General features: G+C 60.3%; 19 protein-coding genes and 1 pseudogene. 4 read left to right on the top strand and 16 right to left on the bottom strand.

The features are described from left to right. Nucleotides 1-13: 13 nt before the first annotated feature. The 7 genes from dbpA to betI form a co-directional block, all read right to left on the bottom strand. Complete coding sequence (dbpA, locus tag AC5SEM_RS23690) at nucleotides 14-1399, bottom strand: ATP-dependent RNA helicase DbpA (RefSeq protein ID WP_077574844.1); 1386 nt, start codon at nucleotides 1397-1399, stop codon at nucleotides 14-16. Nucleotides 1400-1479: 80 nt separating this feature from the next. After that, nucleotides 1480-2907 (bottom strand): multidrug transporter subunit MdtD, encoded by a 1428-nt coding sequence (gene mdtD, locus AC5SEM_RS23685; protein WP_495471396.1) that lies wholly within the window; start codon nucleotides 2905-2907, stop codon nucleotides 1480-1482. Between the two features lie 150 nt (nucleotides 2908-3057). Next, nucleotides 3058-4395 (bottom strand): TldD/PmbA family protein, encoded by a 1338-nt coding sequence (locus tag AC5SEM_RS23680; protein WP_495471395.1) that lies wholly within the window; start codon nucleotides 4393-4395, stop codon nucleotides 3058-3060. Continuing rightward, nucleotides 4395-5837: a TldD/PmbA family protein gene (locus AC5SEM_RS23675; RefSeq protein WP_471895852.1), complete on the bottom strand. Its 1443-nt coding sequence runs from the start codon at nucleotides 5835-5837 to the stop codon at nucleotides 4395-4397. Before AC5SEM_RS23675 ends, AC5SEM_RS23680 begins: the two co-directional genes overlap by 1 nt. A gap of 281 nt (nucleotides 5838-6118) precedes the next feature. Further along, nucleotides 6119-7822: a choline dehydrogenase gene (gene betA, locus AC5SEM_RS23670; protein WP_150651706.1), complete on the bottom strand. Its 1704-nt coding sequence runs from the start codon at nucleotides 7820-7822 to the stop codon at nucleotides 6119-6121. Between the two features lie 153 nt (nucleotides 7823-7975). Then, nucleotides 7976-9448 (bottom strand): betaine-aldehyde dehydrogenase, encoded by a 1473-nt coding sequence (gene betB / locus AC5SEM_RS23665; protein WP_123376206.1) that lies wholly within the window; start codon nucleotides 9446-9448, stop codon nucleotides 7976-7978. An 88-nt stretch (nucleotides 9449-9536) separates the two neighbouring features. Further along, on the bottom strand, nucleotides 9537-10130 hold the full coding sequence (gene betI / locus AC5SEM_RS23660) for a transcriptional regulator BetI (protein ID WP_077574838.1): 594 nt from the start codon (nucleotides 10128-10130) through the stop codon (nucleotides 9537-9539). Between the two features lie 429 nt (nucleotides 10131-10559). Here betI and betT point away from each other — a divergent pair, with 429 nt between their 5' ends. Beyond that, nucleotides 10560-12557 carry a choline BCCT transporter BetT gene (betT, locus tag AC5SEM_RS23655; protein WP_008085768.1) on the top strand — a complete coding sequence of 666 codons (1998 nt, stop codon included), beginning with the start codon at nucleotides 10560-10562 and terminating at the stop codon, nucleotides 12555-12557. Nucleotides 12558-12744: 187 nt separating this feature from the next. Here the strand turns inward: betT and choV are convergent, their stop codons facing one another. The 3 genes from choV to AC5SEM_RS23640 form a co-directional block, all read right to left on the bottom strand. After that, nucleotides 12745-13923 carry a choline ABC transporter ATP-binding protein gene (gene choV, locus AC5SEM_RS23650; RefSeq protein ID WP_034153601.1) on the bottom strand — a complete coding sequence of 393 codons (1179 nt, stop codon included), beginning with the start codon at nucleotides 13921-13923 and terminating at the stop codon, nucleotides 12745-12747. Continuing rightward, entirely contained in the window at nucleotides 13920-14765 is an 846-nt protein-coding gene (gene choW / locus AC5SEM_RS23645; protein ID WP_137217404.1) for a choline ABC transporter permease subunit, read from the bottom strand. The genes choV and choW overlap by 4 nt, the downstream gene beginning before the upstream one ends. Nucleotides 14766-14831: 66 nt before the next feature. Continuing rightward, nucleotides 14832-15779 (bottom strand): choline ABC transporter substrate-binding protein, encoded by a 948-nt coding sequence (locus AC5SEM_RS23640; protein WP_095121425.1) that lies wholly within the window; start codon nucleotides 15777-15779, stop codon nucleotides 14832-14834. 437 nt (nucleotides 15780-16216) lie between these two features. On the opposite strand from AC5SEM_RS23640, the gene AC5SEM_RS23635 reads away from it, so the two are divergent. Both AC5SEM_RS23635 and gbdR read left to right on the top strand, forming a co-directional pair. Then, the gene (locus AC5SEM_RS23635) at nucleotides 16217-17593 is read left to right on the top strand and encodes an L-serine ammonia-lyase (protein WP_495471394.1); all 1377 of its coding nucleotides are present in this window, start codon (nucleotides 16217-16219) and stop codon (nucleotides 17591-17593) included. Nucleotides 17594-18115: 522 nt separating this feature from the next. Then, a complete protein-coding gene (gene gbdR, locus AC5SEM_RS23630) occupies nucleotides 18116-19219 on the top strand; it encodes a choline metabolism transcriptional regulator GbdR (protein WP_007949927.1) in 1104 nt (367 codons plus the stop codon). 88 nt (nucleotides 19220-19307) lie between these two features. Here gbdR and AC5SEM_RS23625 read toward each other — a convergent pair whose 3' ends face one another. The 6 genes and pseudogenes from AC5SEM_RS23625 to AC5SEM_RS23600 all read right to left on the bottom strand — a co-directional run bounded on the left by AC5SEM_RS23625 (nucleotide 19308) and on the right by AC5SEM_RS23600 (nucleotide 24080). Continuing rightward, nucleotides 19308-19571, bottom strand: a complete 264-nt coding sequence (locus tag AC5SEM_RS23625; RefSeq protein WP_016983943.1) for a hypothetical protein — start codon at nucleotides 19569-19571, stop codon at nucleotides 19308-19310. A 402-nt stretch (nucleotides 19572-19973) separates the two neighbouring features. Next, nucleotides 19974-20114: pseudogene (locus AC5SEM_RS23620) on the bottom strand (TauD/TfdA family dioxygenase); the annotation flags it as partial. A gap of 100 nt (nucleotides 20115-20214) precedes the next feature. Next, nucleotides 20215-20691: a thioesterase family protein gene (locus AC5SEM_RS23615; protein ID WP_495471393.1), complete on the bottom strand. Its 477-nt coding sequence runs from the start codon at nucleotides 20689-20691 to the stop codon at nucleotides 20215-20217. A gap of 329 nt (nucleotides 20692-21020) precedes the next feature. Continuing rightward, a complete protein-coding gene (locus AC5SEM_RS23610; protein ID WP_495471392.1) occupies nucleotides 21021-21986 on the bottom strand; it encodes an L-carnitine dehydrogenase in 966 nt (321 codons plus the stop codon). Between the two features lie 141 nt (nucleotides 21987-22127). Further along, entirely contained in the window at nucleotides 22128-23015 is an 888-nt protein-coding gene (gene cdhC / locus AC5SEM_RS23605; RefSeq protein ID WP_495471391.1) for a 3-dehydrocarnitine:acetyl-CoA trimethylamine transferase CdhC, read from the bottom strand. A 120-nt stretch (nucleotides 23016-23135) separates the two neighbouring features. Beyond that, nucleotides 23136-24080, bottom strand: coding sequence for a choline ABC transporter substrate-binding protein (locus AC5SEM_RS23600; protein WP_495471390.1), 945 nt, complete (start codon nucleotides 24078-24080; stop codon nucleotides 23136-23138). Between the two features lie 192 nt (nucleotides 24081-24272). Here AC5SEM_RS23600 and AC5SEM_RS23595 point away from each other — a divergent pair, with 192 nt between their 5' ends. Beyond that, nucleotides 24273-25217: a GlxA family transcriptional regulator gene (locus tag AC5SEM_RS23595; RefSeq protein WP_110721290.1), complete on the top strand. Its 945-nt coding sequence runs from the start codon at nucleotides 24273-24275 to the stop codon at nucleotides 25215-25217. Nucleotides 25218-25323: the final 106 nt, after the last annotated feature.

Genomic DNA, 25323 nt, shown 5'->3' with positions numbered 1-25323 from the left:
GGGAACGATCAGGTCAGAGGATACGAACGCGCAGCGAACGGCCCTTGATCTTGCCGTCGTTCAGGCGCTGCAAGGCCTGCATGGCCACGGTGCGGTCCACGGCTACATACGCCTGGAAGTCGAAGATCGCGATCTTGCCAACCTGTGCACCGGGAATGCCGGCATCGCCAGTCAATGCACCCAGGATGTCTCCCGGGCGAACCTTGTCTTTACGGCCCGCGCCGATGCACAGCGTGGTCATCGGCGGTTGCAGCGGGGCGAGGCCCTGGGACTTGAGGTTATCGACCTGATCCCAGTTCAGCGGCGATTTCTGCAGCTGCTCGATGGCTTGCGCGCGGTGCGCTTCGCCCGGTGCAACCAGGCTGATGGCGATGCCTTTCTCACCAGCACGACCGGTACGGCCAACGCGGTGAATGTGGATTTCCGAATCGCGGGCCAGTTCGACGTTGATCACCATGTCCAGTGCATCGATATCCAGACCACGGGCGGCAACGTCGGTGGCAACCAGTACCGAAGTACTACGGTTGGCGAACATCGCCAGCACCTGATCGCGATCACGCTGTTCCAGGTCGCCGTGCAGGCCGACGGCGGAAATGCCTTTGGCGGTCAGGTGATCAACGGTTTCCTGCACTTGCTGCTTGGTGAAGCAGAACGCCACGCACGACGCTGGGCGGAAGTGGTGCAGGACTTTGGTCACCACGCTCATACGATCTTCCGGGGAGATCTCGTAGAAGCGCTGCTCGATCTGCGTGTCATCGTGGAACGCTTCGGCTTTCACCGTTTGCGGATCACGCATGAATTTCGACGCCAGTTGCTTGATGCCAACCGGGTAGGTGGCGGAGAACAGCAGGGTCTGACGACGCTCCGGGGTCTTGATGATGATGTCTTCGATGGCGTCGTAGAAACCCATGTCAAGCATGCGATCGGCTTCGTCGAGGATCAGCGTGTTCAGGCCATCGAGGACCAGCGAACCCTTGCGCAGGTGCTGCTGGATGCGGCCCGGGGTGCCGACGATGATGTGCGCGCCGTGCTCCAGCGAAGCGATCTGCGGGCCGAAGGACACGCCGCCGCACAGGGTCAGGACTTTGATGTTGTCTTCGGCACGGGCCAGACGACGGATTTCCTTGGCGACCTGGTCGGCCAGCTCGCGCGTCGGGCAGATCACCAGTGCCTGGCAACCGAAGTAGCGCGGGTTGATCGGGTTGAGCAGGCCGATGCCGAATGCGGCAGTCTTGCCGCTGCCGGTCTTGGCCTGGGCGATCAGGTCCATCCCTTTGAGGATCACCGGCAAGCTCTGCGCCTGGATCGGCGTCATCTGGGCATAACCGAGGGATTCGAGGTTAGCCAGCATGGCGGCGGACAGCGGCAGAGTATTAAAAGCGGTGGCGATGGTGGTCACGGGACTGGCCTGCAAAACAAAATGTCGCGCAGTGTAGCAGCCCCGTGCCACTTTCTTCGAAAGTTCTGGACGAACAGTGGTTAATGTTCGATGTGTTCTTCCGGGCGTTTGGCGCGGCGGCCGTCTTCTTTCGACAGTTGCGAGAAGATCGTCGCGGCCAGCATCGCCATGATGCCGACGGTGACGAAGGTCAGCTGGAACGCGCCGAGCACGGTTTCCACGCCATCGTTGCCGACCTCCGCTGTAAACCCACCGAGCAATGCACCAGCGCAGGCAACGCCAAGACTCAGCGACAACTGCGCGACCACCGAGAGCAAACTGTTGCCACTGCTGGCGCTGGCGTCGTCCAGATCAATCAGGGTCACGGTGTTCATCGCGGTGAATTGCAGCGAGTTGATCGCCCCTAGCACTGCCAGCAGACACAGCAGTAGCCAGTACGGCGTTTGCTCGCTGACCAGGCCCATGCTCGCCAGCATGATCCCCAGCGCCAATGTGTTGCCGGTGAGGACGATGCGATAGCCAAGCCGTTCGATCAGCGGCCGCGCGACCCACTTGGCGATCATCGCCGCCGCGGCCAGCGGCAGCATGCTCATCCCCGCTTGCGACGGCGAATAGCCCAGCGCTACTTGCAGCAGCAGCGGCACCAGAAACGGCAGAGCACCGCTGCCCAAACGCGCGAAGAGGTTGCCGAGAATGCCGACGGCAAAGGTGCGGGTCTTGAACAGCGACGGTGAGAACAGCGGGTTTTCGATGTGCCCGGCGCGCAACCAGTACGCCGCCAGACAAGCCATGCCGCCGAACAGCAGCAACATCACCCGCAGGTGCGGCAGGTGCAGTTCGCCGAGGCCTTCCATGGCGATGGTGATCAAAATCATCGCCGCACCAAACAGCAGGAAGCCGAGGCTATCGAAGCGTGTGCGCTCAGTGCCGCGCAGGTCGGGAATGAACTTCCACACCGCGTAGCAGCCGATCACGCCGACCGGCAGGTTGATCAGGAAGATCCAGTGCCACGTCAGGTATTCGACCATCCAGCCGCCCATGGTCGGGCCGATCAGCGGGCCGAGCAGACCGGGAATGGTGATGAAGCCCATGATCCGCACCAGTTCGGATCGTGGGTAAGCGCGCAGCACCACTAGTCGTCCGACTGGCAGCATCAATGCGCCGCCCAGGCCCTGAATGACCCGGGCGCCAATCAGCATGCTCAGGCTGCTCGACAAGGCGCAGAGCAGCGAGCCGAAGCTGAACAGCAGAATCGCGCCGAAGAAGATTTTCTTGGTGCCGAAGCGGTCGGCGATCCAGCCTGAGGCGGGGATCAGCAGCGCCACGGTGAGCATGTAAGAGATGACCACGCCTTGCATGCGCAACGGATCTTCGGCGAGATCGCGAGCCATGGCGGGCAGGGCAGTGTTAAGAATGGTCCCGTCGAGGGACTGCATGAAGAAAGCGATAGCGACGACCCACGGCAACCAGCGGGCGGTGATGGCGTCGAGAGGCGGGCGGTTGGGCATGGAACCTCTGTTGTTGGAGTTAATACAAATCCAAGGTCGAGCACGGTCAGTGTGGGAGCGAGCCTGCTCGCGAAAGCGGTAGGTCAGTCGCCATCAATGTTGGATGACATGGCCTCTTCGCGAGCAGGCTCGCTCCCACAGGTTTTACGTTTACAGGGTTAGCGTCAAACGGCTGACCAGCGCCCCCGGCAGCAATGCCGAGGAGGTATTGCGCTGGCTATATGTACTCGCCGACAGCAGCAACTCACGCTCGGTGGTCAACGCTTCCAGCTGCGAACCGAGCAGGCTGTAAGCACTGTCATCAAAGCGCATGGTGCTGACCGGTGCCTGGATTTCGCCGTTCTCGACCCAGAAAGTCGCGAAGCGGGTCATGCCGGTCATGCGTGCCGCCGGTTGATCCGAGTAGTTCAGGTACCACAGGTTGCTGATGTACAGCCCGGTGCCCAACTGCTTGAGGATCTCTGCTTGCGACAGATCACCCGCCGCCATGTTCAATGCACTGGGCATTTCACCGCCGCCGGCGCCGTTGGCGGCCAGACCGTATTCAGCGGCACTGCGTGAGCCGACCAGTTGATCGCCAGCCTTGCCTTCGACGATCAAACGCAAATCACTGCGCGGATAACCTTCGCCGGAAAACGCCGGGCTCAACGATTCGCTGACTTTCTCGTCCAGCGACAGCAGCGGACTGAACGCCTGATCGCCGACATACAGCTTCTGCAACGGGCTGCTCTTGCTGGCAATCGACTGCGCCGAAAAACCGCCCCAGCTCAACATGCCCATGATTTCTTCCAGCGCTGCCGGTGCCAGGTACGCGCGGTACTGCCCCGGCGCCAAGGTGCGCAGCGGGCGGCCGAGAAACTCCAGTTGCTCGCGCGCCTGGCCGAAGCGCTTGGCGAAACCTTCGCTGCTCCAGTCATGCCCGGCGTAGCTGGCCTTAACCGCTTCACCGTTGTCGTGGAACAGGCTGAAATCGAAGTTGAAGCTGTTGGCCTGATGCCAACCGAACGCCCCTGAAGAACTGGCGAAACCACGGCTGATCGGGCCGGCAGCATAAAAGCCGACCAGATCCAGACCTTCAGCGGCAGCACAGATTTCATCGACCACCTGTTCGGTATCCGGCAGCGGATGCTCCTGCACGTTCTGGCTCTGCCAGCCGTTGTGATTGAGCAGCAGGTACGGATCCTGCGGCAGCAACGGCAGTGTTTCGCGCAGTTGTTGCAGACCTTCGGCAAGCCGTTGCAGATCGCCTTCCTGATCACCGGAGAGGGTCACTTGCAGGTCGGCATGACGCCCGTCGTTGATCAGTTTCAGAACGATATTGGCCTGCTGCACTTGCCCGGCCTGACGCACCTTGGCGTGATTGAAACGCACAAACGCCGAGGATTCGGCGGCAAAGCTGAGGGTGAACTGTTCCGGCTCGCGCACGCTGTCGCGCAGCCACTCGACCATGACCTTGAAGGCGTCGGACTGACTCTTCGAAATGCTCATCAGGCGTCTCCCCCAAACACATCAACGTTGCTGAATACGCAGGCCGGCGAAGCGTGGCCGACGCGGATCACCTGGTTTGGTTCACCCTTGCCGCAGTTCGGCGTGCCCAGCACCTTGACGGTGTTGGCGTCGCCGACGGCGCGCAGGCTTTTCCAGAAATGCGCGGAAATCGCCCGGTAGTTCGGGTTTTTTACCACGCCTTTGAGTTCACCGTTTTCGATCAACTGGCCCCATTCACAGCCGAACTGGAATTTGTTGCGCGCATCGTCGATCGACCAAGAACGGTTGGTGCTCATCAGGATGCCGTTCTCGATGCCTTCGATCAGTTTGTTCAGTGGCTGATCGCCCGGTTCGATATTGAGGTTGGCCATGCGGTCGATCGGCGGCCGGTTCCAGCCGCAGGCGCGGCTGTTGGCAACGCCATCGAGACCAGCGCGGAACTGCGACAGTGCACCGCCCAGTGGGCGCAGCAGCAAACCATCACGAATCAGGAATTGTTTGCTGGCCTTGCTGCCGTCGTCGTCATGACCATAGCTGGCGAGTTCTTCGGGAATACCCGGATCGAACGTCACGTTGAGCAGCTTGGAGCCGTATTGCAGGCTGCCGAAGTCGCTGGCTTTGACGAAACTGGTGCCGGCGTAATTGCGTTCATCACCGAGGATGCGGTCGAGTTCCAACGGGTGACCAATGGATTCGTGGATCTGCAGCATCATTTGATCCGGCATCAGCAGCAGATCGCGCGGGCCTTGCGGGGTGTTCGGCGCGAGCAGCAGTTGCAATGCCTGGTCGGCGACTTGCGGGCCGGCGCCGATCAGGCCGCAGCGGCTGATCACGTCCGCGCCGCCCTGTTGGCCGAAGTTCTCGCGACCGAGGCTACGGGTCTGGCTGTCGTTGCCATCGTAGGCGGTAACGTCGAGGCCCGGGTAGACGAAACGCTGGGCCTGGCGCAATTCAGCCCCGGCGCTGCTCAGGTAGATCTGTTCGACGTGGGTAATGCCAATGCTCACCTGCCAGTTCACCAGGCGCTCATCCTTTGGCACCGAGGCGGATTCCGCGCCGAGCAGCTCGAAGCATTCGCTCAGGGACGGGAAGGCTTGTTCGAGATTGGGCGAAAAGTAATCAGCGCGATCGCTGGACACTGGCTGATCGCGCAGGTCGAGCAAGGCGTGCGGCTTGAGCCGGCGCGCTTGCTGCTCGGCGCGCTCGAGGGCGGCCTGCAGACCTTGTTGCGAGAGGTCGTTGGTTGCCGCGTAGGCCTCAACGCCGTTGACGCGCACGGTAAGCATCGCGCCTTCGTCGCGGCTCAGGCTCGGCGGTTCGGCGACGTTTTTACGCACCGACAGGTACTGACCGGATTCGCGTACGTATCGCAGGGAAAAAAACTCAGCGCCCGTGCGCAAGGCAGCGAAGCGCTGCTTGAGCTGGGGGTGGAAATCGAACATTCGGGAACCTCCTTGTCAGGGGGAAGCGGTAGAGCAGCGGCGGGGAGGGGGTGAAACGGTTGCGCGAGGTCTAGAGTAGGCCTGCGTGGGGGTAGGATCAAGTGAAGAGGGGGTGTAGGGGAATTTACTTGGAACAGAGGGATTTTTGCTGAATTGTAGGGCCTCATCGCGAGCAGGCTCACTCCTACAGTTAATCTCCAGTGTTCACATGATGTGTGTTCACTGGAGATCCTTGTAGGAGTGAGCCTGCTCGCGATCAGCCTTGATACGGTGTAACTGAATTACTGAGCAGCAGGCGTAATATCACGCATCGGCTTGCCCTTCACCGGCGCATCGCCCGCCACATAGTAAGCAGCGGTGCTACGCGGCAGCGGCTGGCGACCACGGATCTTGTCGGCGATTTTCTCGGCGATCATGATCGTTGGCGCGTTGAGGTTGCCGGTGGTGATGATCGGCATGATCGAAGCATCGACCACACGCAGGCTCTGCATGCCGTGCACGCGACCTTCGCCATCAACCACAGCCATCTCGTCGGTGCCCATCTTGCACGAGCAGGACGGGTGGAACGCAGTTTCGGCGTGCTCGCGGATGAACTTGTCCAGCTGCTCATCGGTTTGCACTTCGATGCCCGGGCTGATTTCGCGGCCACGGAAGGCGTCCAGCGCAGGCTGTTGCATGATTTCACGGGTCAGGCGGATGCCGTCGCGGAATTCCTGCCAGTCTTGTTCGGTAGCCATGTAGTTGAACAGGATGCTCGGGTGCTGGCGCGGGTCTTTCGACTTGGCCTGGATGCGACCACGGCTTGGCGAGCGCATGGAACCCATGTGCGCCTGGAAACCGTGCTCTTTCACACCGTTGCTGCCGTTGTAGTTAATCGCTACCGGCAGGAAGTGGTACTGGATGTTCGGCCATTCGAATTCCGGACGCGAACGGATGAAACCGCCGGCTTCGAACTGGTTGCTGGCGCCGATGCCGGTGCCGTTGAACAGCCACTCGGCACCGATGGCTGGCTGGTTGTACCAGAGCAGCGACGGGTACAGCGAAACCGGTTGAGTGCAAGCGTATTGCAGGTACAGCTCAAGGTGATCCTGCAGGTTTTCACCGACGCCCGGCAGGTCGTGAACCACTGGAATGTCGAGCGACTTCAGCAGCTCGGCAGGGCCGACACCGGAACGCTGCAGAATCTGCGGCGAAGCGATGGCGCCGGAGCACAGCAGGACTTCTTTACGGGCTTTGGCTTCAACGCGCTCTTCAGCGTCGCCGACCAGGTAACGCACGCCGACCGCACGCTTGCCTTCGAACAGAATCTTGTCGGTCAGGGCATGGGTGACGATGGTCAGGGTCGAGCGCTTCTTGGCGACGTCGAGATAACCACGGGCGGTGGAAGCACGACGGCCGTTCGGCGTGACGGTACGGTCCATCGGGCCGAAGCCTTCCTGCTGGTAGCCGTTCAAGTCTTCGGTGCGCGGATAACCGGCCTGTACGCCAGCTTCAACCATGGCGTGGAACAGAGGGTTGTTCCCAGCCTTCGGCGTGGTCACGCTGACCGGGCCTTCGCCACCGTGGTAATCGTTCGGGCCGATGTCGCGGGTTTCGGCTTTGCGGAAGTACGGCAGGCAGTCGAGGTACGACCAGTTTTCCAGGCCTGGCAGTTTCGCCCAGCCGTCGTAGTCCATCGCGTTACCACGGATGTAGCACATGCCGTTGATCAGCGAGGAACCGCCGAGGCCTTTGCCGCGACCGCATTCCATGCGGCGACCGTCCATGTGTGGCTCAGGATCGGTTTCGTAGGCCCAGTTGTAGCGACGACCTTGCAGCGGGAACGCCAGAGCAGCCGGCATTTGCGTGCGGAAGTCGAAACGGTAGTCAGGGCCGCCGGCTTCGAGCAGCAGAACGGTGACGCCAGCGTCTTCAGTCAGACGGGTCGCCAGGGTGTTACCGGCCGAGCCGGCACCGATGATGATGTAATCGAATTCTTGGGACATTGAATGCACCCTCTTTAGATGTGGTCAGGTCGGGCCTGACGAGTGCTTTGCACTCGAATCGCAAGTAGGCTCGCTCCCACATTGGAATGGGATCTCCTGTGGGAGCGAGCCTGCTCGCGAAGAAGGCCTCACGAGCAATACAAGACTCGGCTCTTAGAACACCGAGACGTAATCGCCCAGCTCGACCTGTACCGATTTGATGCGGGTGAAGTTGTTCAGCGAGCTGATGCCGTTCTCACGGCCAACACCCGACTGCTTGTAGCCGCCGACCGGCATTTTTGCGTCGGACTCGCCCCAGGCGTTGATCCAGCAGATACCGGCTTCCAGTTGATGAATCACGCGGTGGGCGCGGTTCAGGTCTTTGGTGACGATACCGGCGGCCAGGCCGAAGTCGGTGTCGTTGGCGCGGCGGATCACTTCTTCTTCGGTCTCGTAAGACAGGATCGCCATGACCGGGCCAAAGATTTCTTCGCGGACGATGGTCATGTCGTCGGTGCAATCGGTGAACACGGTCGGTGCCACGAATGCGCCTTTGGCGAATTCGCCGTCGGTCAGACGCTCGCCGCCGCACAGCACGCGGGCGCCTTGTTCTTTACCCTTGGCGATGTAGCCCAGCACGCTTTCCATGTGCGCGAAGCTGACCAGTGGGCCGAAGTTGGTGTTTTCGTCTTCCGGGTTGCCGACGCGAATGCGCGCAACGCGCTCAACGATCTTGGCTTCGAAAGCGGCTTTCAGGTGCGCCGGTACAAACACGCGAGTGCCGTTGGTGCAGACCTGACCGGAGCTGTAGAAGTTGGCCATCATCGCGGTGTCGGCAGCGCGATCGAGATCGGCGTCGTCGCAGATGATCAGCGGGGACTTGCCGCCCAGTTCCATGGTCACGTCTTTCAGCGACGAAGCCGAAGCGCTGGCCATGACTTTCTTGCCGGTGTCGGTGCCGCCGGTGAAGGAGATTTTTTCGATGCGAGGGTGCTCGGTCAGCCAGGTGCCGACTTCACGGCCGCTGCCGGTCAGTACGTTGAACACGCCATTTGGAACGCCGGCTTCGGTGTAGATCTCGGCCAGTTTCAGGGTGGTCAGCGAGGTGACTTCGCTTGGTTTGAAGATCATCGCGTTACCGGCCGCCAGGGCTGGTGCAGATTTCCACAGGGCGATCTGGATCGGGTAGTTCCACGCGCCGATACCGGCAACCACGCCCAGTGGCTCGCGACGGGTGTAGACGAACGAAGTGTCGCGCAGAGGAATCTGCTCGCCTTCGATCGCTGGCACCAGGCCTGCGTAGTATTCCAGCACGTCAGCACCGGTAACGATGTCGACGTATTTGGTTTCGGAGAAGGATTTACCGGTGTCCAGGGTTTCCAGCGCGGCCAGTTCATCGTTGCGCTCGCGCAGGATGTCGACGGCGCGACGCAGGATGCGCGAGCGCTCCATGGCGGTCATCGCGGCCCAGATTTTCTGACCCTTTTCGGCGCTGACCACGGCGCGCTCGACGTCTTCCTTGGTCGCACGTTGCACCAGTGCGAGGACTTCACCGTTAGCCGGGTTGATGGCTTCGAAGGTGGCATCGCTGCCGGCGTCGGAGTACGCGCCATCGATGTAAAGTTTTTGCAGTTCGAAACGGGCCATAGTGTCCTCGCAAGTGCATTGGTGGTTGGCGTTGACCACCGCGGTGAGGCTGCGGTGGCGTTCAGGGGCCGAGCGTTTTCTGTGTGCTCTAGCTCACCTTCTTGGCCAATTGGAAATCCATGTATTCGTAAGCGATCTGTTGCGCCTGCGCCGTGTCGAAAGCGTCTCCCGACAAAGCGCCGCGCAACCACAAGCCGTCGATCAACGCTGCCAGCCCCCGCGCTGCGCTGCGCGCATCTTCGAGCGGCAACACACGGCGGAACTCGCAGCACAGGTTGGAATACAGACGGTGATCGTTGATCCGCTGCAACCTGTGCAAAGACGGCTGGTGCATGCTGGTGGCCCAAAAAGCCAGCCAGGTTTTCATTGCCGGGCCATTGACCTGGCTGGCGTCGAAGTTGCCTTCGATGATCACCTGCAGATGCGCCCGTGGGCTGCTGTCTGCCAGCGCCTGCCGGCGCGCGGTGACGTTCTCGCTGAGGACGTTCATCAGATACCGCATCGTGGCGGCAATCAGGCCGTTCTTGTCCTGAAAGTAATGACTGATGATGCCATTCGAGACACCGGCCAAACGGGCGATCAGCGCAATGCTGGCGTCCCCCATTCCGACCTGATCGACCGCCTGCAAAGTGGCTTCGATCAGTTGTTGGCGGCGGATGGGTTGCATACCGACCTTGGGCATCTTGCACATCTCCTTAGGCCTTCCGAGCGGCGAATGACGCCTATCGGATTGACGGCCAGTCTATTTTGTTTTGATTGAACGTTCAATCAACAAAGAATAAGATCTGCGACAAATCGTCGCTGCCTACAGATTTTTCCTACGTGTAAGTGGCGATAAAACCGACATCCGAAACAGCTCGAAACCTGCGTGGGGCATGGCGCGGTTCGCGATTCGATGGACGTGTTGAAAGGGCAAGACGCTCAGGGCCAGGTTTCGGATGAACGTCCGTCCACCTTCGGCCACGAAAGCGATTCGCAGCGCCATTTCGGCAGGTTCGGGCATTTTTCGGGGTGTCTTTATATCACCCGCCGGTCGGCTGCCAACTAACCGATTGGTCGGGTTCCGTGTTGCCTTGTGTTCTTCTCTCGCACTGCCTGGAGCATTTGTGCCATGAGTTCTGCCTCGCTTATAAAGACCCCGCCCGAGAAGGTGACGGTCAACGGTTGGGTGTTTTACACCTCTACCGCGCTGATTCTGTTGTTGACCGCCATTCTGATTATCGCCCCGCAAGAGGCCGGCAGACTGTTGGGTATCGCTCAGGCCTGGTTGTCGCGCAGCTTCGGCTGGTACTACATGGTGGTCATCGCCGCCTACCTGGTGTTTGTGGTGGGCCTGGCGTTTTCCTCGTACGGCAAACTCAAACTGGGCAGCAAGGATGACACCCCGGATTTCAGTTACGGCGCCTGGGCGGGGATGCTGTTCTCGTCGGGTATCGGTATTTCGCTGCTGTATTTCGGCGCATCCGAGCCACTGGATCACTACTTCAATCCGCCGGAAGGCGCATCGGCCAGCAACATGGCCGCGCGTCAGGCAGTACAGCTGACGTTCCTGCATTGGGGTCTGCACGGCTGGGCGATCTACGCACTAGTCGGACTGGCTGTTGCTTACTTTGCGTACCGTCATAACCAGCCGCTGGCCCTGCGTTCGGCGCTGTATCCGCTGGTCGGCGAGCGTTGGGTCAAAGGCGCGGCCGGTCACGCGGTGGACGGCTTCGGCATGTTCGTGACCCTGCTGGGTCTGGTGACCAACCTGGGGATTGGTTCGCTGCAAGTGTCGTCGGGGCTGGAAAACCTGTTCGGCATGGAACACAGCAACACTAACCTGTTGATCGTGATCATCGTGATGAGCACCGTGGCGACCATCGCTGCCGTGTCCGGCGTGGAAAACGGCATCCGTCGTCTGTCCAACCTGAACATTGTGCTGTTCAGTGGTCTGCTGATTTTCGTATTGCTGTTCGGCCCGACTTTGCACCTGCTCAACGGCTTCGTGCAGAACATCGGTGACTACCTCAATGGCATCGTGCTGAAAACCTTCGACCTTTATGTGTACGAAGGCGACAACGCCAAGTCCGAGCGCTGGATGGGCCTGTGGACCCTGTTCTACTGGGCGTGGTGGATTTCCTGGGCGCCATTCGTAGGCATGTTCATCGCGCGTATCTCCCGTGGTCGTACCGTGCGTGAACTGGTCGCTGGCGTGCTGCTGATTCCGCTGGGCTTCACCCTGGCCTGGCTGTCGATCTTCGGTAACTCGGCGCTGGATCTGGTGATGAACCATGGCGCGGTGGAACTCGGCAAGACGGCGCTGGAACAGCCGTCGATGGCGATCTATCAATTGCTTGAACACTACCCGGCGTCGAAAGTCGTCATCGGTGTGTCGATCTTTGTCGGCTTCGTGCTGTTCCTGACCCCGGCCGACTCCGGCGCGGTGATGATGGCGAATCTGTCCTGCAAGGGCGGCAACGTCGACGAAGATGCGCCGCACTGGCTGCGGATCTTCTGGTCGGTGGTGATCACCCTGGTGACCATCGGTCTGCTGTTTGCCGGTAACTTCGAAGCCATGCAAACCATGGTGGTGCTGGCCGGTCTGCCGTTCTCGGTGGTGCTGGTGTTCTTTATGTTCGGCCTGCATAAGGCGATGCGCCAGGACGTGCAGATCGAACAGGAGCAGGCGCAACTGGCGGAGCGCGGTCGTCGTGGTTTCAGCGAGCGTCTGACGCAACTGGATCTGCAACCGAGCCAATCGGTGGTGCAGCGCTTCATGGACAAGCAGGTCAGCCCGGCGCTGGAAGATGCCACCGCGCAGATGCGTGCGCAGGGTCTGGAAGTGCAGACGCTGCTGGGTAAATCCAAGCGTTGCATGGGCGTGCGCGTCGAGATGGAAGAGGGCAACCCTTTCGTTTACGAAGTGAGCCTGGACGGCTATCTGGCGACCCCGACCGAATCGGCGCAGTCCGATGAAGCGCGCCAGCGTTACTACCGCGCCGAGGTGTATCTGCATAACGGCAGCCAGGATTACGACCTGATGGGCTTTACGCAGGATCAGATCACACGCGATGTGCTCGATCAGTTTGAAAGCCATCGGCAGCTCCTTGGCCGGGTGTATAGCTAAACCGCTAAAACAAAAGGGGCTCGATTGAGCCCCTTTTGCATGATCGTTCCCATGCTCCGCGTGGGAATGTCTCAATGGACGCTCTGCGTCCGCTGTTGTGGGACGCGGAGCGTCCCGGGCTGCATTCCTACGCAGAGCGTGGGAACGATCAGGGATCGCTCACCGCGATCCCTTTTTTTATCCCGTCTTAACCGAGGTTCTTGCCTAACAGCGCGTGATATAACTCGCTGTCGCCCAGGATCCCCACCACATGATTGTCATCGTGCAGCACCAGCTTGTTGCCGGTCTGATAACGAATCTGCAGCGCATCACGCATGCCGATGTTCGAATCCACCAGCGTCGGCTTGCGCTCCAGGCCCTCGACCGCTTGCCCCGGTGCCCAGTTCTGCAGGTTCAGCACCGAACCATTCTGCCGCGCGCCTTTGATGGTGTTGCCTTCAGCCAGATCCAGCCACGAATCGCCGCCCGGATCGAGACACACCGAACCGTTGATACGTTTGCACTTGTCCAGTGTGCGCATCAGGCTGCGGCCGCAGAGGACGTTGAGCGGATTGGTGTGCGCGACGAAGGTGCGCACATAGTCGTCCGCCGGGTTCAGCACGATCTCTTCCGGCACGCTGTACTGGATGATCCGGCCGTCTTTCATGATCGCGATGCGGCTACCGAGTTTCAGCGCCTCGTCGAGGTCATGGCTCACGAACACGATGGTTTTGCTCAGCTTGCGCTGCAGTTCCAGCAGTTCATCCTGCAGGCCCTGACGGATCAGCGGGTCGAGCGCCGAGAACGGTTCGTCCATCAGCAGAATATCGGCGTCCATCGCCAGCGCCCGCGCCAGACCGACACGTTGCTGCATGCCGCCGGAGAGTTCGTCAGGCTTCTTGTTGCGCCATTGGGTCAGGCCAACCAATTCGAGTTTTTCATCGACCAGTTTTTTGCGTTCCTTCTCTGGGCGACCCTGCATTTCCAGACCGAAACTGATGTTCTCGCGCACCGTCAGCCACGGCATCAGGGCGAACTTCTGGAACACCATGGCGATGCGTTTGGTGCGCATCATTTTCAGCTCGGCGGGGGTGCAGGAGGCGATGTCGATCTGGCGGTTTTCATGCTCGACGAACAGTTTGCCGCGGCTCACGGTGTTGAGGCCGTTGATGCAGCGCAGCAGGCTCGACTTGCCGGAACCGGACAAGCCCATCAGCACGCAGATTTCGCCTTTGTTGATATCCAGCGTGGCTTTCTCCACACCGACTATCTGTCCGGTCTTTTTCAGGATCTCGTTGCGGGTCATGCCCTGATCCAGCAGCTTGAGCGCCTCGCGCGGATCCTTGGAGAAGATTACGTCAACGTCTTCGAAGCGAATTATGCTCATGCGTCACCCCCTACTTTGGCGTCGGGTTGTTTGCAGATACGGTCGAGCATGATCGCCAGCAGTACGATCGCCAGGCCCGCTTCGAAGCCCAGGGCGATATCAGCAGTGTTCAGTGCGTTGACCACCGGTTTGCCGAGTCCGTCGGCGCCCACCAATGCCGCGATCACCACCATCGACAACGACAGCATGATGCACTGGGTGATGCCGGCTGCGATGCTCGGCATGGCGTGAGGCAGTTCGATCCGTGAGAGCAATTGGCGACGCGAGCAGCCGAAGGCTTTGCCGGCGTCCATCAGTTCTTGCGGGACATCGCGGATGCCCAGGTAGGTCAGGCGGATCGGCGCAGCGATGGCGAACACCACCGTGGAGATCAGGCCCGGTACCACACCCAGCCCGAAGAGGGTCAGGGTAGGAATGAGGTAAACGAAGGTCGGTACGGTCTGCATCAGATCGAGTACCGGACGCATGACAGTGTAGAACATCGGTTTATGCGCGGCGACGATGCCCAACGGCACGCCGATGACCACGCAGACCAGGGTCGCGAACATGACCTGGGCGAGGGTTTCCATGGTTTCCTGCCAGTACCCCAGATTGAGGATCAGCAGGAATGAGGCGATCACGAAAGCGGTCAATCCCCATTTGCGCTGGATCAGGTGCGCGAGCAGGGCGATCAGGCCAATCAAGACCAGTGGGTTGAACCAGGTCAGCGCAAACGTCACGCCGTGGATCATCGTTTCCAGGGTCACGGCGATTGCGTCGAAGGTGCTGGCGCCGTGTTGCGTCAGCCATTCAACGAAGCCCGCGATGTACTGGCCTAAAGGTATTTTCTGATCAATCAGCATGGTAGTGAACGTCCGCATGCAAGGAAATAAACAGCCCGGACGGCCGCAGCCGTCCGGCATAAGCGATTACTGAGCAATCTTGGCTTTCACGGCCTCCAGGCCAGGTTTACCGTCAATGGTGGTCACGCCAGCGAGCCAGGTATCGAGCACTTGTGGATTCTTTTTCAGCCAGGCCTTGGCGGCCGCGTCAGGCTTCATCTTGTCGTCGAGGATGTTGCCCATCAGTTCGCTTTCCATGTCGACGGTGAACTCCAGGTTCTTCAGCAACTGACCGACGTTGCTGCATTCCGTGGCGTAACCCTTGCGGGTGTTGGTCGCCACGGTCGCCGCACCGAAATCGGGGCCGAAGAAATCATCGCCACCGGTCAGGTATTGAATCTTGAAGCGCTTGTTCATCGGGTGCGGCGCCCAGCCGAGGAAGACCACCGCTGTGTCGCGTTTTTGCGCGCGATCCACTTGCGAGAGCATGCCCGCTTCCGAAGACTCGACGACTTTGAAACCGGCGGTCTTCAGGCCGAAGGCGTCCTTGTCGATCATGCTCTGGATCAGACGGTTGCCGTCGTTGCCAGGCTCGATGCCGTAGATCTTGCCGTCGAGCTCTTTCTTGAATTTGGCGATGTCGGCGAAGTCATGCAGACCTTTGTCATACAGGGCTTGCGGCACGGCGAGGGTGTACTTGGCGCCCTTGAGGTTGGTGCGCACGGTTTCCACGGTGCCGGCGTCGCGGTAGGCCTTGATGTCGTTTTCCATGGTCGGCATCCAGTTGCCGAGGAACACGTCCATGTTCTTGCCGTCGGCCAGCGACTTGTAGGTCACGGGCACGGAGATCATGGTGGTCTTGGTCTTGTAGCCGAGGGCGTTGAGCACGACGGAGGTGGTGGCGGTGGTCGCGGTGATGTCGGTCCAGCCGACATCGGAGAAGTTAACGGTACTGCACTGCGCCGGTTCTGCAGCTTGCGCCAGTAACGGCAGACTCAGCATGGCGGCCAACAACAACGACGGGGAACCTTTCATGGATGGACTCCTTGGTGTTTTTTTTGGCAGTGTTCCGACTGTGGACCACCGCACTTATAGGTTGCGGTTGGATGGCGTTCTGGAGACAGCTCTACCACGGCGCCTTGCAATCGAGTCACAACGATCATGTACCAGTGAAAATCTGACGCCTACAGGGGGGGTCGTATCCAGTACAGGGATGGTCGTATCTAGTGTCGGTGACGTCGTTTACAGCTTTTTTCAGCCCCCGATGGCCATCTGAACCGCATAAAAACGGCGAAAAACCGGGGCGAAAACGGCGCGGCGCTGGTGGACATGAGTGCGTCGGTGTCAGACGCCGTGCGTCCCGACAAAAGCCTGATGATGCGGGCATTCCGGCGGAACGCAGCTTGAGCGTAGCAGCTCCGCCAGCGGGCGCTTTTGCGTCCCGGACCGGCATCCTCAGGAGCTCTGCAGCAATGGCTATCAGCGTTTTCGACCTGTTCAAAATCGGCATCGGCCCTTCCAGTTCCCACACCGTCGGGCCCATGCGCGCCGCGGCGTTGTTCGTCGAGTCGCTACGGGACAAGCACCAGTTGGAACAGGTGCTTCGTATAGAAGTGCAATTGTTCGGATCGCTGTCGGCCACGGGCATTGGCCACGGCAGCGACAACGCGGTGATCATGGGTTTGATGGGCGAGTGGCCGGACGCAATCGACCCGGCGCAGATCGGCCCGCGCATTCAGGCGCTGCGTGAAACTCACACACTGTTATTGGATGGTCGCTTGTCGGTGCCGTTTGTCTGGGCACGGGACATGCGCCTGATTGACGAGAATCTGCCGTTCCATCCCAATGCCATGACGATTGTGGCCGAGGGCGATCACGGCGAACTGCATCGCGATACCTACTATTCGGTGGGTGGCGGTTTTGTCGTCGATCAAAAGCAAGCCTCAAGCGGTGTCGTCGATCTGGATCGCACTGAATTGCCTTACGACTTTTCCAGCGCGGTCGAGCTGTTGGAGTTGTGCAAGAAGAACAATTTGCGTGTTGCCGAACTGATGATGGCCAATGAAAAGGTCTGGCGCAGTGAAGAAGAGATTCGCGCCGGTCTGATGAAGCTGTGGCGGGCGATGCAGGATTGCGTCGAGCAGGGGCTCAAGCACGAAGGCATCCTGCCGGGCGGTTTGAATGTGCGGCGGCGTGCGGCGAAGTTGCATCGCAGTCTTCAGGAATTGGGCAAGCCCAATGTGATCGGCTCGACGCTCAGCGCGATGGAGTGGGTCAACCTGTTCGCCCTGGCAGTTAATGAAGAGAATGCGGCGGGCGGGCGCATGGTCACGGCGCCGACCAATGGCGCGGCGGGGATCATTCCGGCAGTGCTGCACTACTTTATGAAGTTCAGCGAAGCGGTGACGGACGCCAACGTGGTCGACTACTTCCTCGGTGCGGCGGCGGTGGGGATTCTGTGCAAGAAGAATGCTTCGATCTCGGGCGCCGAAGTCGGCTGTCAGGGTGAAGTCGGTTCGGCGTGCGCAATGGCGGCGGCGGGGCTGGCGGAAATTCTCGGTGCTACGCCGGAGCAGTTGTGCAACGCGGCGGAGATTGGCCTGGAACATAACCTTGGGTTGACCTGCGATCCGGTCGGCGGCCTGGTGCAAGTGCCGTGCATCGAGCGCAATGCGATTGCCGCGGTTAAGGCAATCAATGCGGCGCAGATGGCGTTGCGTGGCGATGGTCAGCATTTTATCTCGCTGGACCGGGTGATCCGCACCATGCGTGATACCGGCGCCGACATGCATGACAAATATAAAGAGACATCGCGTGGTGGATTGGCGGTCAGTGCGGTTGAGTGCTGAGTCAGTGACACCGAGGTGAATTCTTCGCGAGCAGGCTCGCTCCTACAGGGGAACGCATTCCAAATGTAGGAGTGAGCCTGCTCGCGATGGGGCCAGACCAGTCAAAATTGCTCATCAAGTGAACACGCGCGATCAATCACGCCACCTTTTAGCGCGTCGCAAACAGATAAGAGTCTTTCCCACCTGTTACACGCGCTCAGCCCTTCTACCGTTCGTCACCCGTGCTTGCGGTGACACTCCCCACAAACTGCGCGCAGGCCAGTTCCCACAAGTGCTACCGATTTGCTCACACGCAACGGGGCAGGGCTTTCACCCACGCTGATGGCACTTCGAAATACCTTTCGTCGGACGTCTCGTATAGACACGTCGCGACGTCGTTTTCAGGAGTTATTGAACGGCCATCCAATTTTAGGCATGGCAATTGCTCTGTCATAACAAAGCCCGTCTCCCACGCGAGAACGCTGGCAATAACAAGAGCCTCCGCCTGAGGCCATCACCCGCTTTGTGTGAGGAGATACCGCGATGACGTCGTTCAACTCCGGGGCCCAACCCCAGAACCGTGCGCCTCAATCCATCGGCTTTCTGCTGCTGGACAATTTCACGCTGATTTCTCTGGCCTCCGCAGTAGAGCCCCTGCGCATGGCCAACCAATTGTCCGGTCGCGAGCTGTATCGCTGGAGCACCCTCACCGTCGATGGCGGCCAGGTGTGGGCCAGTGACGGTCTGCAAATCACTCCCGACGCCTCCATGCACAAAGCGCCGCCGCTGGACACTGTGATTGTCTGCGGCGGTATCGGTATTCAACGCACCGTGACCCGTGAACACGTTTCCTGGCTGCAAAGCCAGGCGCGTCAGTCCAAGCGTCTCGGCGCCGTGTGCACCGGCAGTTGGGCGCTGGCTTGCGCCGGGTTGCTCGACGGTTTCGATTGCAGCGTGCACTGGGAATGTCTGGCGGCGATGCAGGAAGCTTTCCCGCGCGTGGCCATGAGCACCCGTTTGTTCACCCTCGACCGTAACCGTTTCACCAGCTCCGGCGGTACCGCGCCGCTGGACATGATGCTGCACCTGATCAGCCGCGATCACGGCCGTGAACTGTCCGCCGCGATCTCGGAAATGTTCGTCTACGAACGCATCCGCAACGAACAGGATCACCAGCGTGTGCCGCTCAAGCACATGCTCGGCACCAACCAGCCGAAACTGCAGGAAATCGTTGCGCTGATGGAAGCCAATCTGGAAGAGCCGATCGATCTTGATGAGCTGGCGGTGTATGTGGCCGTTTCGCGTCGACAGCTGGAGCGCCTGTTCCAGAAATACCTGCACTGCTCGCCATCGCGTTACTACTTGAAGCTGCGCCTGATCCGCGCCCGGCAACTGCTCAAGCAAACGCCGATGTCGATCATCGAAGTGGCGTCGGTGTGTGGTTTCGTTTCGACGCCGCACTTCTCCAAGTGCTACCGCGAGTACTTCGGCATTCCGCCGCGTGACGAGCGCGTAGGCTCCAACACCACCCAGCAAGTGGCGATGCTGCCGCTGCCGCAGGCAATCGTGATGTCGCCGCTGTCGGGGCCGATGTCGGCGTTGAGTCAGGCGCGCAATGAGTCGACGTTTGCCAGTGTGAGACTGTAGACCGAGTCATCGTTCTTCGCGAGCAGGCTCGCTCCCACAGTAGGAATGCATTCCAATGTGGGAGCGAGCCTGCTCGCGAATGGATTTATCAGGCGCTATGGCTTTGCTGATAGTCCGCCAATGCCGGCAACAACTGTTTGTCGATCGCCTGACGCACCGCCGGCTGAATGCTGGCGCCGCTGGTGTACATGTCCTTGACCATCTTGCGCAGTTCAAACGCGCGAACATTATCCAGACCGCGCACCGCGCACTCGCAAGCCTGATCAGCGGTAGTACCACTGGGTACTTGGATGCCCAACGCCTTGAGCTGGCCCAACAAATCTTCCTGATCGATCAAATCGGCATACATCATGACGCGCATCCTTCTTCAATAACGGAGGTCGTGGCTCGATTCTGGTAGCCACGTCGGGGCACGGCAAGGGCGTTTTGTCGCAGTGGCTGCGACGGCTATGAACAGGTCGTTTTCGGCTAACTTGCCGCTCAAGGGAGTGGGCACACTGAGCTCAGCTCGCAACACGAAGGTTTGGTCACCCTCGCTTGGCAGCTCCTCAACAGTACCCTCTGCCCCGATCCTGTCACGGCTTGTATCGGGGCTTTTTTTTGCTGTGAATCAGTCAGAGATTTGTTGTTTCCGCTGACGCCTTCGCGAGCAGGCTCGCTCCCACAGGTGACCGCGTTCATTCATGGGAATGCGATTAAATGTGGGAGCGAGCCTGTCTCCGGGCGGCGTTCCGACGAAGAACGCTGACGCGGTCTAACGCTGCAACACCAGAATCCGCGACAACAATTCATCTCTGTCGATATAGCAGCCCTGGAAATGCCGCGCCCCCGTGGCTGGATCAAAGGCATTGCGCGCATGCAAAGTGCGGCGGTTATCAAAACACCACAACTCCCCCCAGGCTCTTCACGCCACCAAGCGCGCTGATCAACGGACAAGTACGGAAGTCGGCAACAGCGGCAGCGGTGTTCATGGCGGCTCCTTGCGATCGATGGATTTACCTTGCAGGCGGCAGCGCGATGACGCGGCCGATGTAAGCGGGAGCGGGCAGGTCTTGCTGCTCGGCGACGATGCTTTGCAGGCGGCTCAACGTGTCCGGGCTGAACGGCGCCGAGCGCGGGCCGGCGAGGTCGACGTGCAAGAGCATTTGTTCGTTGCCGGCCAGTTCCTGTTCGTCACCGACCTTGTGCAGGCTGTGATAGAGGTGCAGGCGTTTGCTGTCGTGGGCGATGATTTGCGTGTGCACTTCGACCTCGGTGTCGAGCTTCACTTCGTGCAGGTAGTTGAGGTGCAGTTCGAGGGTGAACAGGGAGTGGCCGCTGGCTTCGCGGTTGCTGCTGTCCATACCGAGGCGGTCCATCAGGGCGTCGGTGGCGTAGCTGAAAATCAGCAGGTAGAAGGCGTCCCGCAGGTGGCCGTTGTAGTCGACCCAGTCGGGGATGATTCGGGTTTGGTAGGTGGTGAGGTTGGGCATGATTGGGTTCCGGCAGTGGGCGGGTCGTTAGGATCAAGAGCTACCCCCTCACCCCAGCCCTCTCCCCCAAGGGGAGAGGGGGAAAGGGAGCAGATCGGGGGCCTTTCAAAACTCGAGTTCGGCTCGGTGGCGCAAGTCGGCGTAGCTCGAACAATCAACACGGTCAGTCCCCTCTACCCCATGGGGAAAGGGAGCAGATCTTCAAGCTTTTCAAGTCCTGAGTTCGGCTCGGTGGTGCAAGTCGGTGTAACTCGAACAATCAACTCGGTCAGTCCCCTCTACCTCTGGGAGAGGGTTAGGGTGAGGGCAGCGATGTCATGCCAACCCCATCACTCGCTGAACGCCATCCCATGCTTTTCCTTGGTGGTCTTCACCGCCTCAAGCACCGCCAGCAAGCAATCATCACGATAGCGCTCCAGCGCCGAAATACTGTGACGACCAAGCTGATCACTGGTGCCATCAACCACATCATCAATCAACTTCTCCGTCAGCTCCGGTGCCGGCAGATACGTCCACGGCAACTGCAACGCCGGGCCGAATTGCGACATGAAGTGGCGCATGCCCGCATCCCCCCCGGCCAGGGTGTAAGTCAGGAACGTACCCATGAACGACCAGCGCAAACCAGCGCCAAAACGGATCGCATCGTCGATCTCGCCAGTGGTCGCGACACCGTCATTGACCAGGTGCAGCGCCTCTCGCCACAACGCTTCAAGCAAGCGGTCGGCGATAAATCCGGGCACTTCCTTGCGCACATGCAACGGGCGCATGCCGAGGGATTCGTAGACTTTCATCGCCGCTTGCACGGCTTCCGGCGCAGTGTTCTTGCCGCCCACGACTTCGACCAACGGCAGCAGATAGACCGGGTTGAACGGGTGGCCTACCACGCAGCGCTCCGGGTGCGTCGAGCTCTCGTAGAACTCACTCGGCAACAGGCCCGAAGTGCTCGAGCCGATCAACGCATTCGGCTTGGCCGCGGCGCTGATTTTGCTGTGCAGATCGAGTTTCAGTTCCAGACGTTCCGGGGCGCTTTCCTGAATGAAGTCGGCATCCCGAACACACTCTTCGATGGTCGCGACAAAGCGCAGACGATCCTGCGAAGCACCCGGCGCCAGACCGTTTTTCTCCAGCGCACCCCAGGCGTTGGCCAAGCGTTTGCGCAGTGCCGCTTCGGCGCCCGGTGCCGGGTCCCAGGCGATCACATCCAGGCCATGGGCGAGGGCGCGGGCGACCCAGCCACTGCCGATGACACCGCTGCCCAGCGCGGCGAAGGTTTTGATTTCGGTGATAAAGCTCATGGTGATTTCCTGAATTCGACTGGAAAAAACTGTGGGAGCGAGCCTGCTCGCGAATGCGGTGGCTCTGCTGCTGAAGATGCTTCGGATGTACCGGCCTCTTCGCGAGCAGGCTCGCTCCCACAGGGGGAAATGAGTGGTCGTTTAGCCGCGCTGGGTCAGGCCCATTTTCTTGCGGCCCTCGGCCGGGGTCAGCACGCGGGCGCCGAGGCGGCTGAGGATCTCGGTGGCGCGCTCGACCAATTGGCCGTTGGTCGCCAGCACACCCTTGTCCAGCCACAGGTTGTCTTCCAGCCCGACCCGCACGTTGCCGCCCAATAGCACCGCTTGCGCCGCCATCGGCATCTGCATCCTGCCAATCCCGAACCCGGCCCACACCGCATCCGTCGGCAGGTTATCGACCATGGCTTTCATGGTGGTGGTATCCGCCGGGGCGCCCCACGGAATGCCCAGGCACAACTGGAACAACGGGTTATCCAGCAAGCCTTCCTTGATCATCTGCTTGGCGAACCACAGGTGACCGGTGTCGAAAATCTCCAGCTCGGCCTTCACGCCCAGCTCGGTGATGCGCTTGGCGCCGGCACGCAGTTGCGCCGGGGTGGAGACGTAAATGGTGTCGCCATCGCCGAAGTTCAGCGTGCCGCAATCGAGGGTGCAGATTTCCGGCAGTAACTCTTCAACGTGGGCGAGACGAGTCAGCGGGCCGACCAGATCGGTGTTCGGGCCGAACTCCATCGGGTTCTCGCCAGCGCCGATTTCCAGGTCGCCGCCCATGCCGGCGGTGAGGTTAACGATGATGTCGACGTCCGCCTCGCGGATGCGCTCCATCACTTCGCGGTACAGCGCCACGTCACGGCTGAACTTGCCGGTCTGCGGATCACGCACGTGGCAGTGCACGACGGTGGCGCCAGCCTTGGCCGCTTCAACGGCGGCTGCTGCGATCTGTTTCGGGGTGACCGGCACATGCGGGCTCTTGGCGGTCGTGTCGCCAGCACCGGTGAGTGCGCAGGTGATGATGACGTCGTGGTTCATGGTGCGGTTTCCTTCAGGCGTGATGGGTCTGTCCGCAGCCTTTTTCGGGGCTGCGAAGCTTCGTCCGGTTCCCTCTCCCCTTGGGAGAGGGCTAGGGTGAGGGGCTTTTAAATGAGAGGGTTATTTGCTGGTCAACTGCAGGTTTTCAGCGGCCGGTTTGCCATCGAACGTGGTCACACCTTCCAGCCAGCGCTGCTTGTCTTCAGGGTGATCCTTGAGCCATTGCTTGGCGGATTCAAAGGCGTCCTTGTGGTCGAGCAGCGGCTGCATCATCCGGCTCTCGTCCTCGGCGGTGAACGTCAGGTTGGTCAGCAGGCGACCGATGTTCGGGCACTGCTCGGCGTATTTCGGCGCGGTGACCGTCCACACGGTGGCCATGCCTTCATTCGGGCCGAGAGCGTCGTCACTGCCGGTCAGATAGGTCATCTGCACATTGACGTTCATCGGGTGCGGCGCCCAGCCGAAGAACACCACGGCCTCTTTGCGGCGCACGGCGCGGTCGACGGCGGCGAGCATGCCGGCCTCACTCGACTCGACCAACTGGAACTTGCCGAGGCCGAACTGGTTCTTGGCGATCATTGCCTTGATCTGCGTGTTGGCGCCCGAGCCCGGCTCGATGCCGTAGATCTTGCCGCCCAGTTCCTTCTGAAATCTGGCGATGTCGGCAAAGGTTTTCAGGCCCTTGTCGGCCAGATAAGTCGGCACGGCGAGGGTCGCACGGGCATCTTTCAGGCTTGGCGCTTCAAGGACTTTGACCTGATTGGCGTCGACGAACGGCGTGATGGTCTGGGTCATCAGCGGGTTCCAGTAACCGAGGAACAGGTCCAGGCGCTGATCGCGGATCCCGGCGAAGATGATTTGCTGGGAGGCGCTGGTTTGTTTGGTGTTGTAGCCGAGGCCGTCGAGCAGGACCTGGGTCATGGCACTGGTGGCGATCACGTCGGTCCAGTTGACCACGCCCATGCGCACGTTCTGGCACGAGGCGGGTTCGGCCGCCATGACGCTGGCGCTGAAGAAAGCGGTACCGCTGAGTGCGAGAACACAGCTGCTGATCAGTCGTTTCATGTCGGGTTCCTCGGCAGGTCGTTTATTGTGAGTTCCGGCATCTGTCGTGCCGGTGATGCAAAGTTACGCAGCTATACGCCCATGAAAGCGCACTGCGGCGACTGGCATTTGCACTGTAGCGACCTGCGCTCTTGAATGCCGAAGACAACTGGCGTATCAACATCCCACGCTACCCGCCAACCGAGTGCGCACATGTCCCAGGATTTCTACTTCTTGCTGATGCCGGGGTTCTCCGCCATCGGCTTTATTTCCGCGATCGAACCGCTACGCGTGGCCAACCGCTTTCGTGGCGAGCTGTACCGCTGGCATGTGTTGAGCGCTGATGGCGGGGCGGTGTTGGCGAGCAACGGCATGTCGGTCAACGCCGACGCGGCACTGGAGCCGTTGAAGAAAGGCGCGACGCTGCTGGTGGTGGCCGGGTTTGAGCCGCTCAAGTTCGCCACCCCGGTGCTGGAGCATTGGCTGCGCCGACTGGACAACGAAGGCGTCACACTTGGCGCCATCGACACCGGCAGTTTTGTCCTCGCTGAAGCCGGTTTGCTCGATGGCCATCGCCTGACCCTGCACTGGGAAGCCATCGACGCGTTCAAGGAATCTTATCCACAGCTCAGCGTGACCCAAGAGCTGTTCGAGATCGACCGCCGGCGCATCACCTCGGCGGGCGGCACCGCTTCCATCGATTTAATGCTCGATCTGATCGCCCAGGCCCACGGCCCGCAACTGGCGATTCAGGTCAGTGAGCAGTTTGTACTGGGACGGATTCGTCCGCGTAAAGACCACCAGCGCATGGAAGTCGCGACGCGTTACGGGATCAATAACAAGAAACTGGTTCAGGTGATTGGCGAGATGGAACAGCACAGCGAACCACCGTTAACCACGCTGCAACTGGCGGAATCGATCAAAGTGACGCGACGGCAACTGGAGCGCTTGTTTCGCCTGCACCTGAACGACACGCCGAGCAACTTCTACCTGCGCCTACGCCTGGAAAAGGCCCGGCAGCTACTGCGCCAGACCGACATGAGCGTGCTCGAAGTGAGCATCGCCTGCGGCTTCGAATCACCGTCGTATTTCACCCGCAGCTACCGCGCAAAATTCGCCCGCTGTCCCCGCGAAGATCGGCGTACCGCCCAAGCCTGAATTGGATGCACCCAAACCCCCTGTAGGAGTGAGCCTGCTCGCGATAGCGGTAAGTCAGACAACACTGATGTCGACTGACACTTCGTCATCGCGAGCAGGCTCACTC

The sequence above is a fragment of the Pseudomonas sp. CH61 genome (assembly GCF_059429415.1).
Note: the sequence above shows the minus strand (reverse complement) of the source record. Positions and strands in the feature narration are given on the sequence as shown.

Coding starts and splice junctions, on each gene's coding strand:
- mdtD (WP_495471396.1), bottom strand. CDS start 2,907: ATGCCCAACCGCCCGCCTCTCGACGCCATCACCGCCCGCTGGTTGCCG.
- AC5SEM_RS23680 (WP_495471395.1), bottom strand. CDS start 4,395: ATGAGCATTTCGAAGAGTCAGTCCGACGCCTTCAAGGTCATGGTCGAG.
- AC5SEM_RS23675 (WP_471895852.1), bottom strand. CDS start 5,837: ATGTTCGATTTCCACCCCCAGCTCAAGCAGCGCTTCGCTGCCTTGCGC.
- betA (WP_150651706.1), bottom strand. CDS start 7,822: ATGTCCCAAGAATTCGATTACATCATCATCGGTGCCGGCTCGGCCGGT.
- betB (WP_123376206.1), bottom strand. CDS start 9,448: ATGGCCCGTTTCGAACTGCAAAAACTTTACATCGATGGCGCGTACTCC.
- betI (WP_077574838.1), bottom strand. CDS start 10,130: ATGCCCAAGGTCGGTATGCAACCCATCCGCCGCCAACAACTGATCGAA.
- betT (WP_008085768.1), top strand. CDS start 10,560: ATGAGTTCTGCCTCGCTTATAAAGACCCCGCCCGAGAAGGTGACGGTC.
- choV (WP_034153601.1), bottom strand. CDS start 13,923: ATGAGCATAATTCGCTTCGAAGACGTTGACGTAATCTTCTCCAAGGAT.
- choW (WP_137217404.1), bottom strand. CDS start 14,765: ATGCTGATTGATCAGAAAATACCTTTAGGCCAGTACATCGCGGGCTTC.
- AC5SEM_RS23640 (WP_095121425.1), bottom strand. CDS start 15,779: ATGAAAGGTTCCCCGTCGTTGTTGTTGGCCGCCATGCTGAGTCTGCCG.
- AC5SEM_RS23635 (WP_495471394.1), top strand. CDS start 16,217: ATGGCTATCAGCGTTTTCGACCTGTTCAAAATCGGCATCGGCCCTTCC.
- gbdR (WP_007949927.1), top strand. CDS start 18,116: ATGACGTCGTTCAACTCCGGGGCCCAACCCCAGAACCGTGCGCCTCAA.
- AC5SEM_RS23625 (WP_016983943.1), bottom strand. CDS start 19,571: ATGATGTATGCCGATTTGATCGATCAGGAAGATTTGTTGGGCCAGCTC.
- AC5SEM_RS23615 (WP_495471393.1), bottom strand. CDS start 20,691: ATGCCCAACCTCACCACCTACCAAACCCGAATCATCCCCGACTGGGTC.
- AC5SEM_RS23610 (WP_495471392.1), bottom strand. CDS start 21,986: ATGAGCTTTATCACCGAAATCAAAACCTTCGCCGCGCTGGGCAGCGGT.
- cdhC (WP_495471391.1), bottom strand. CDS start 23,015: ATGAACCACGACGTCATCATCACCTGCGCACTCACCGGTGCTGGCGAC.
- AC5SEM_RS23600 (WP_495471390.1), bottom strand. CDS start 24,080: ATGAAACGACTGATCAGCAGCTGTGTTCTCGCACTCAGCGGTACCGCT.
- AC5SEM_RS23595 (WP_110721290.1), top strand. CDS start 24,273: ATGTCCCAGGATTTCTACTTCTTGCTGATGCCGGGGTTCTCCGCCATC.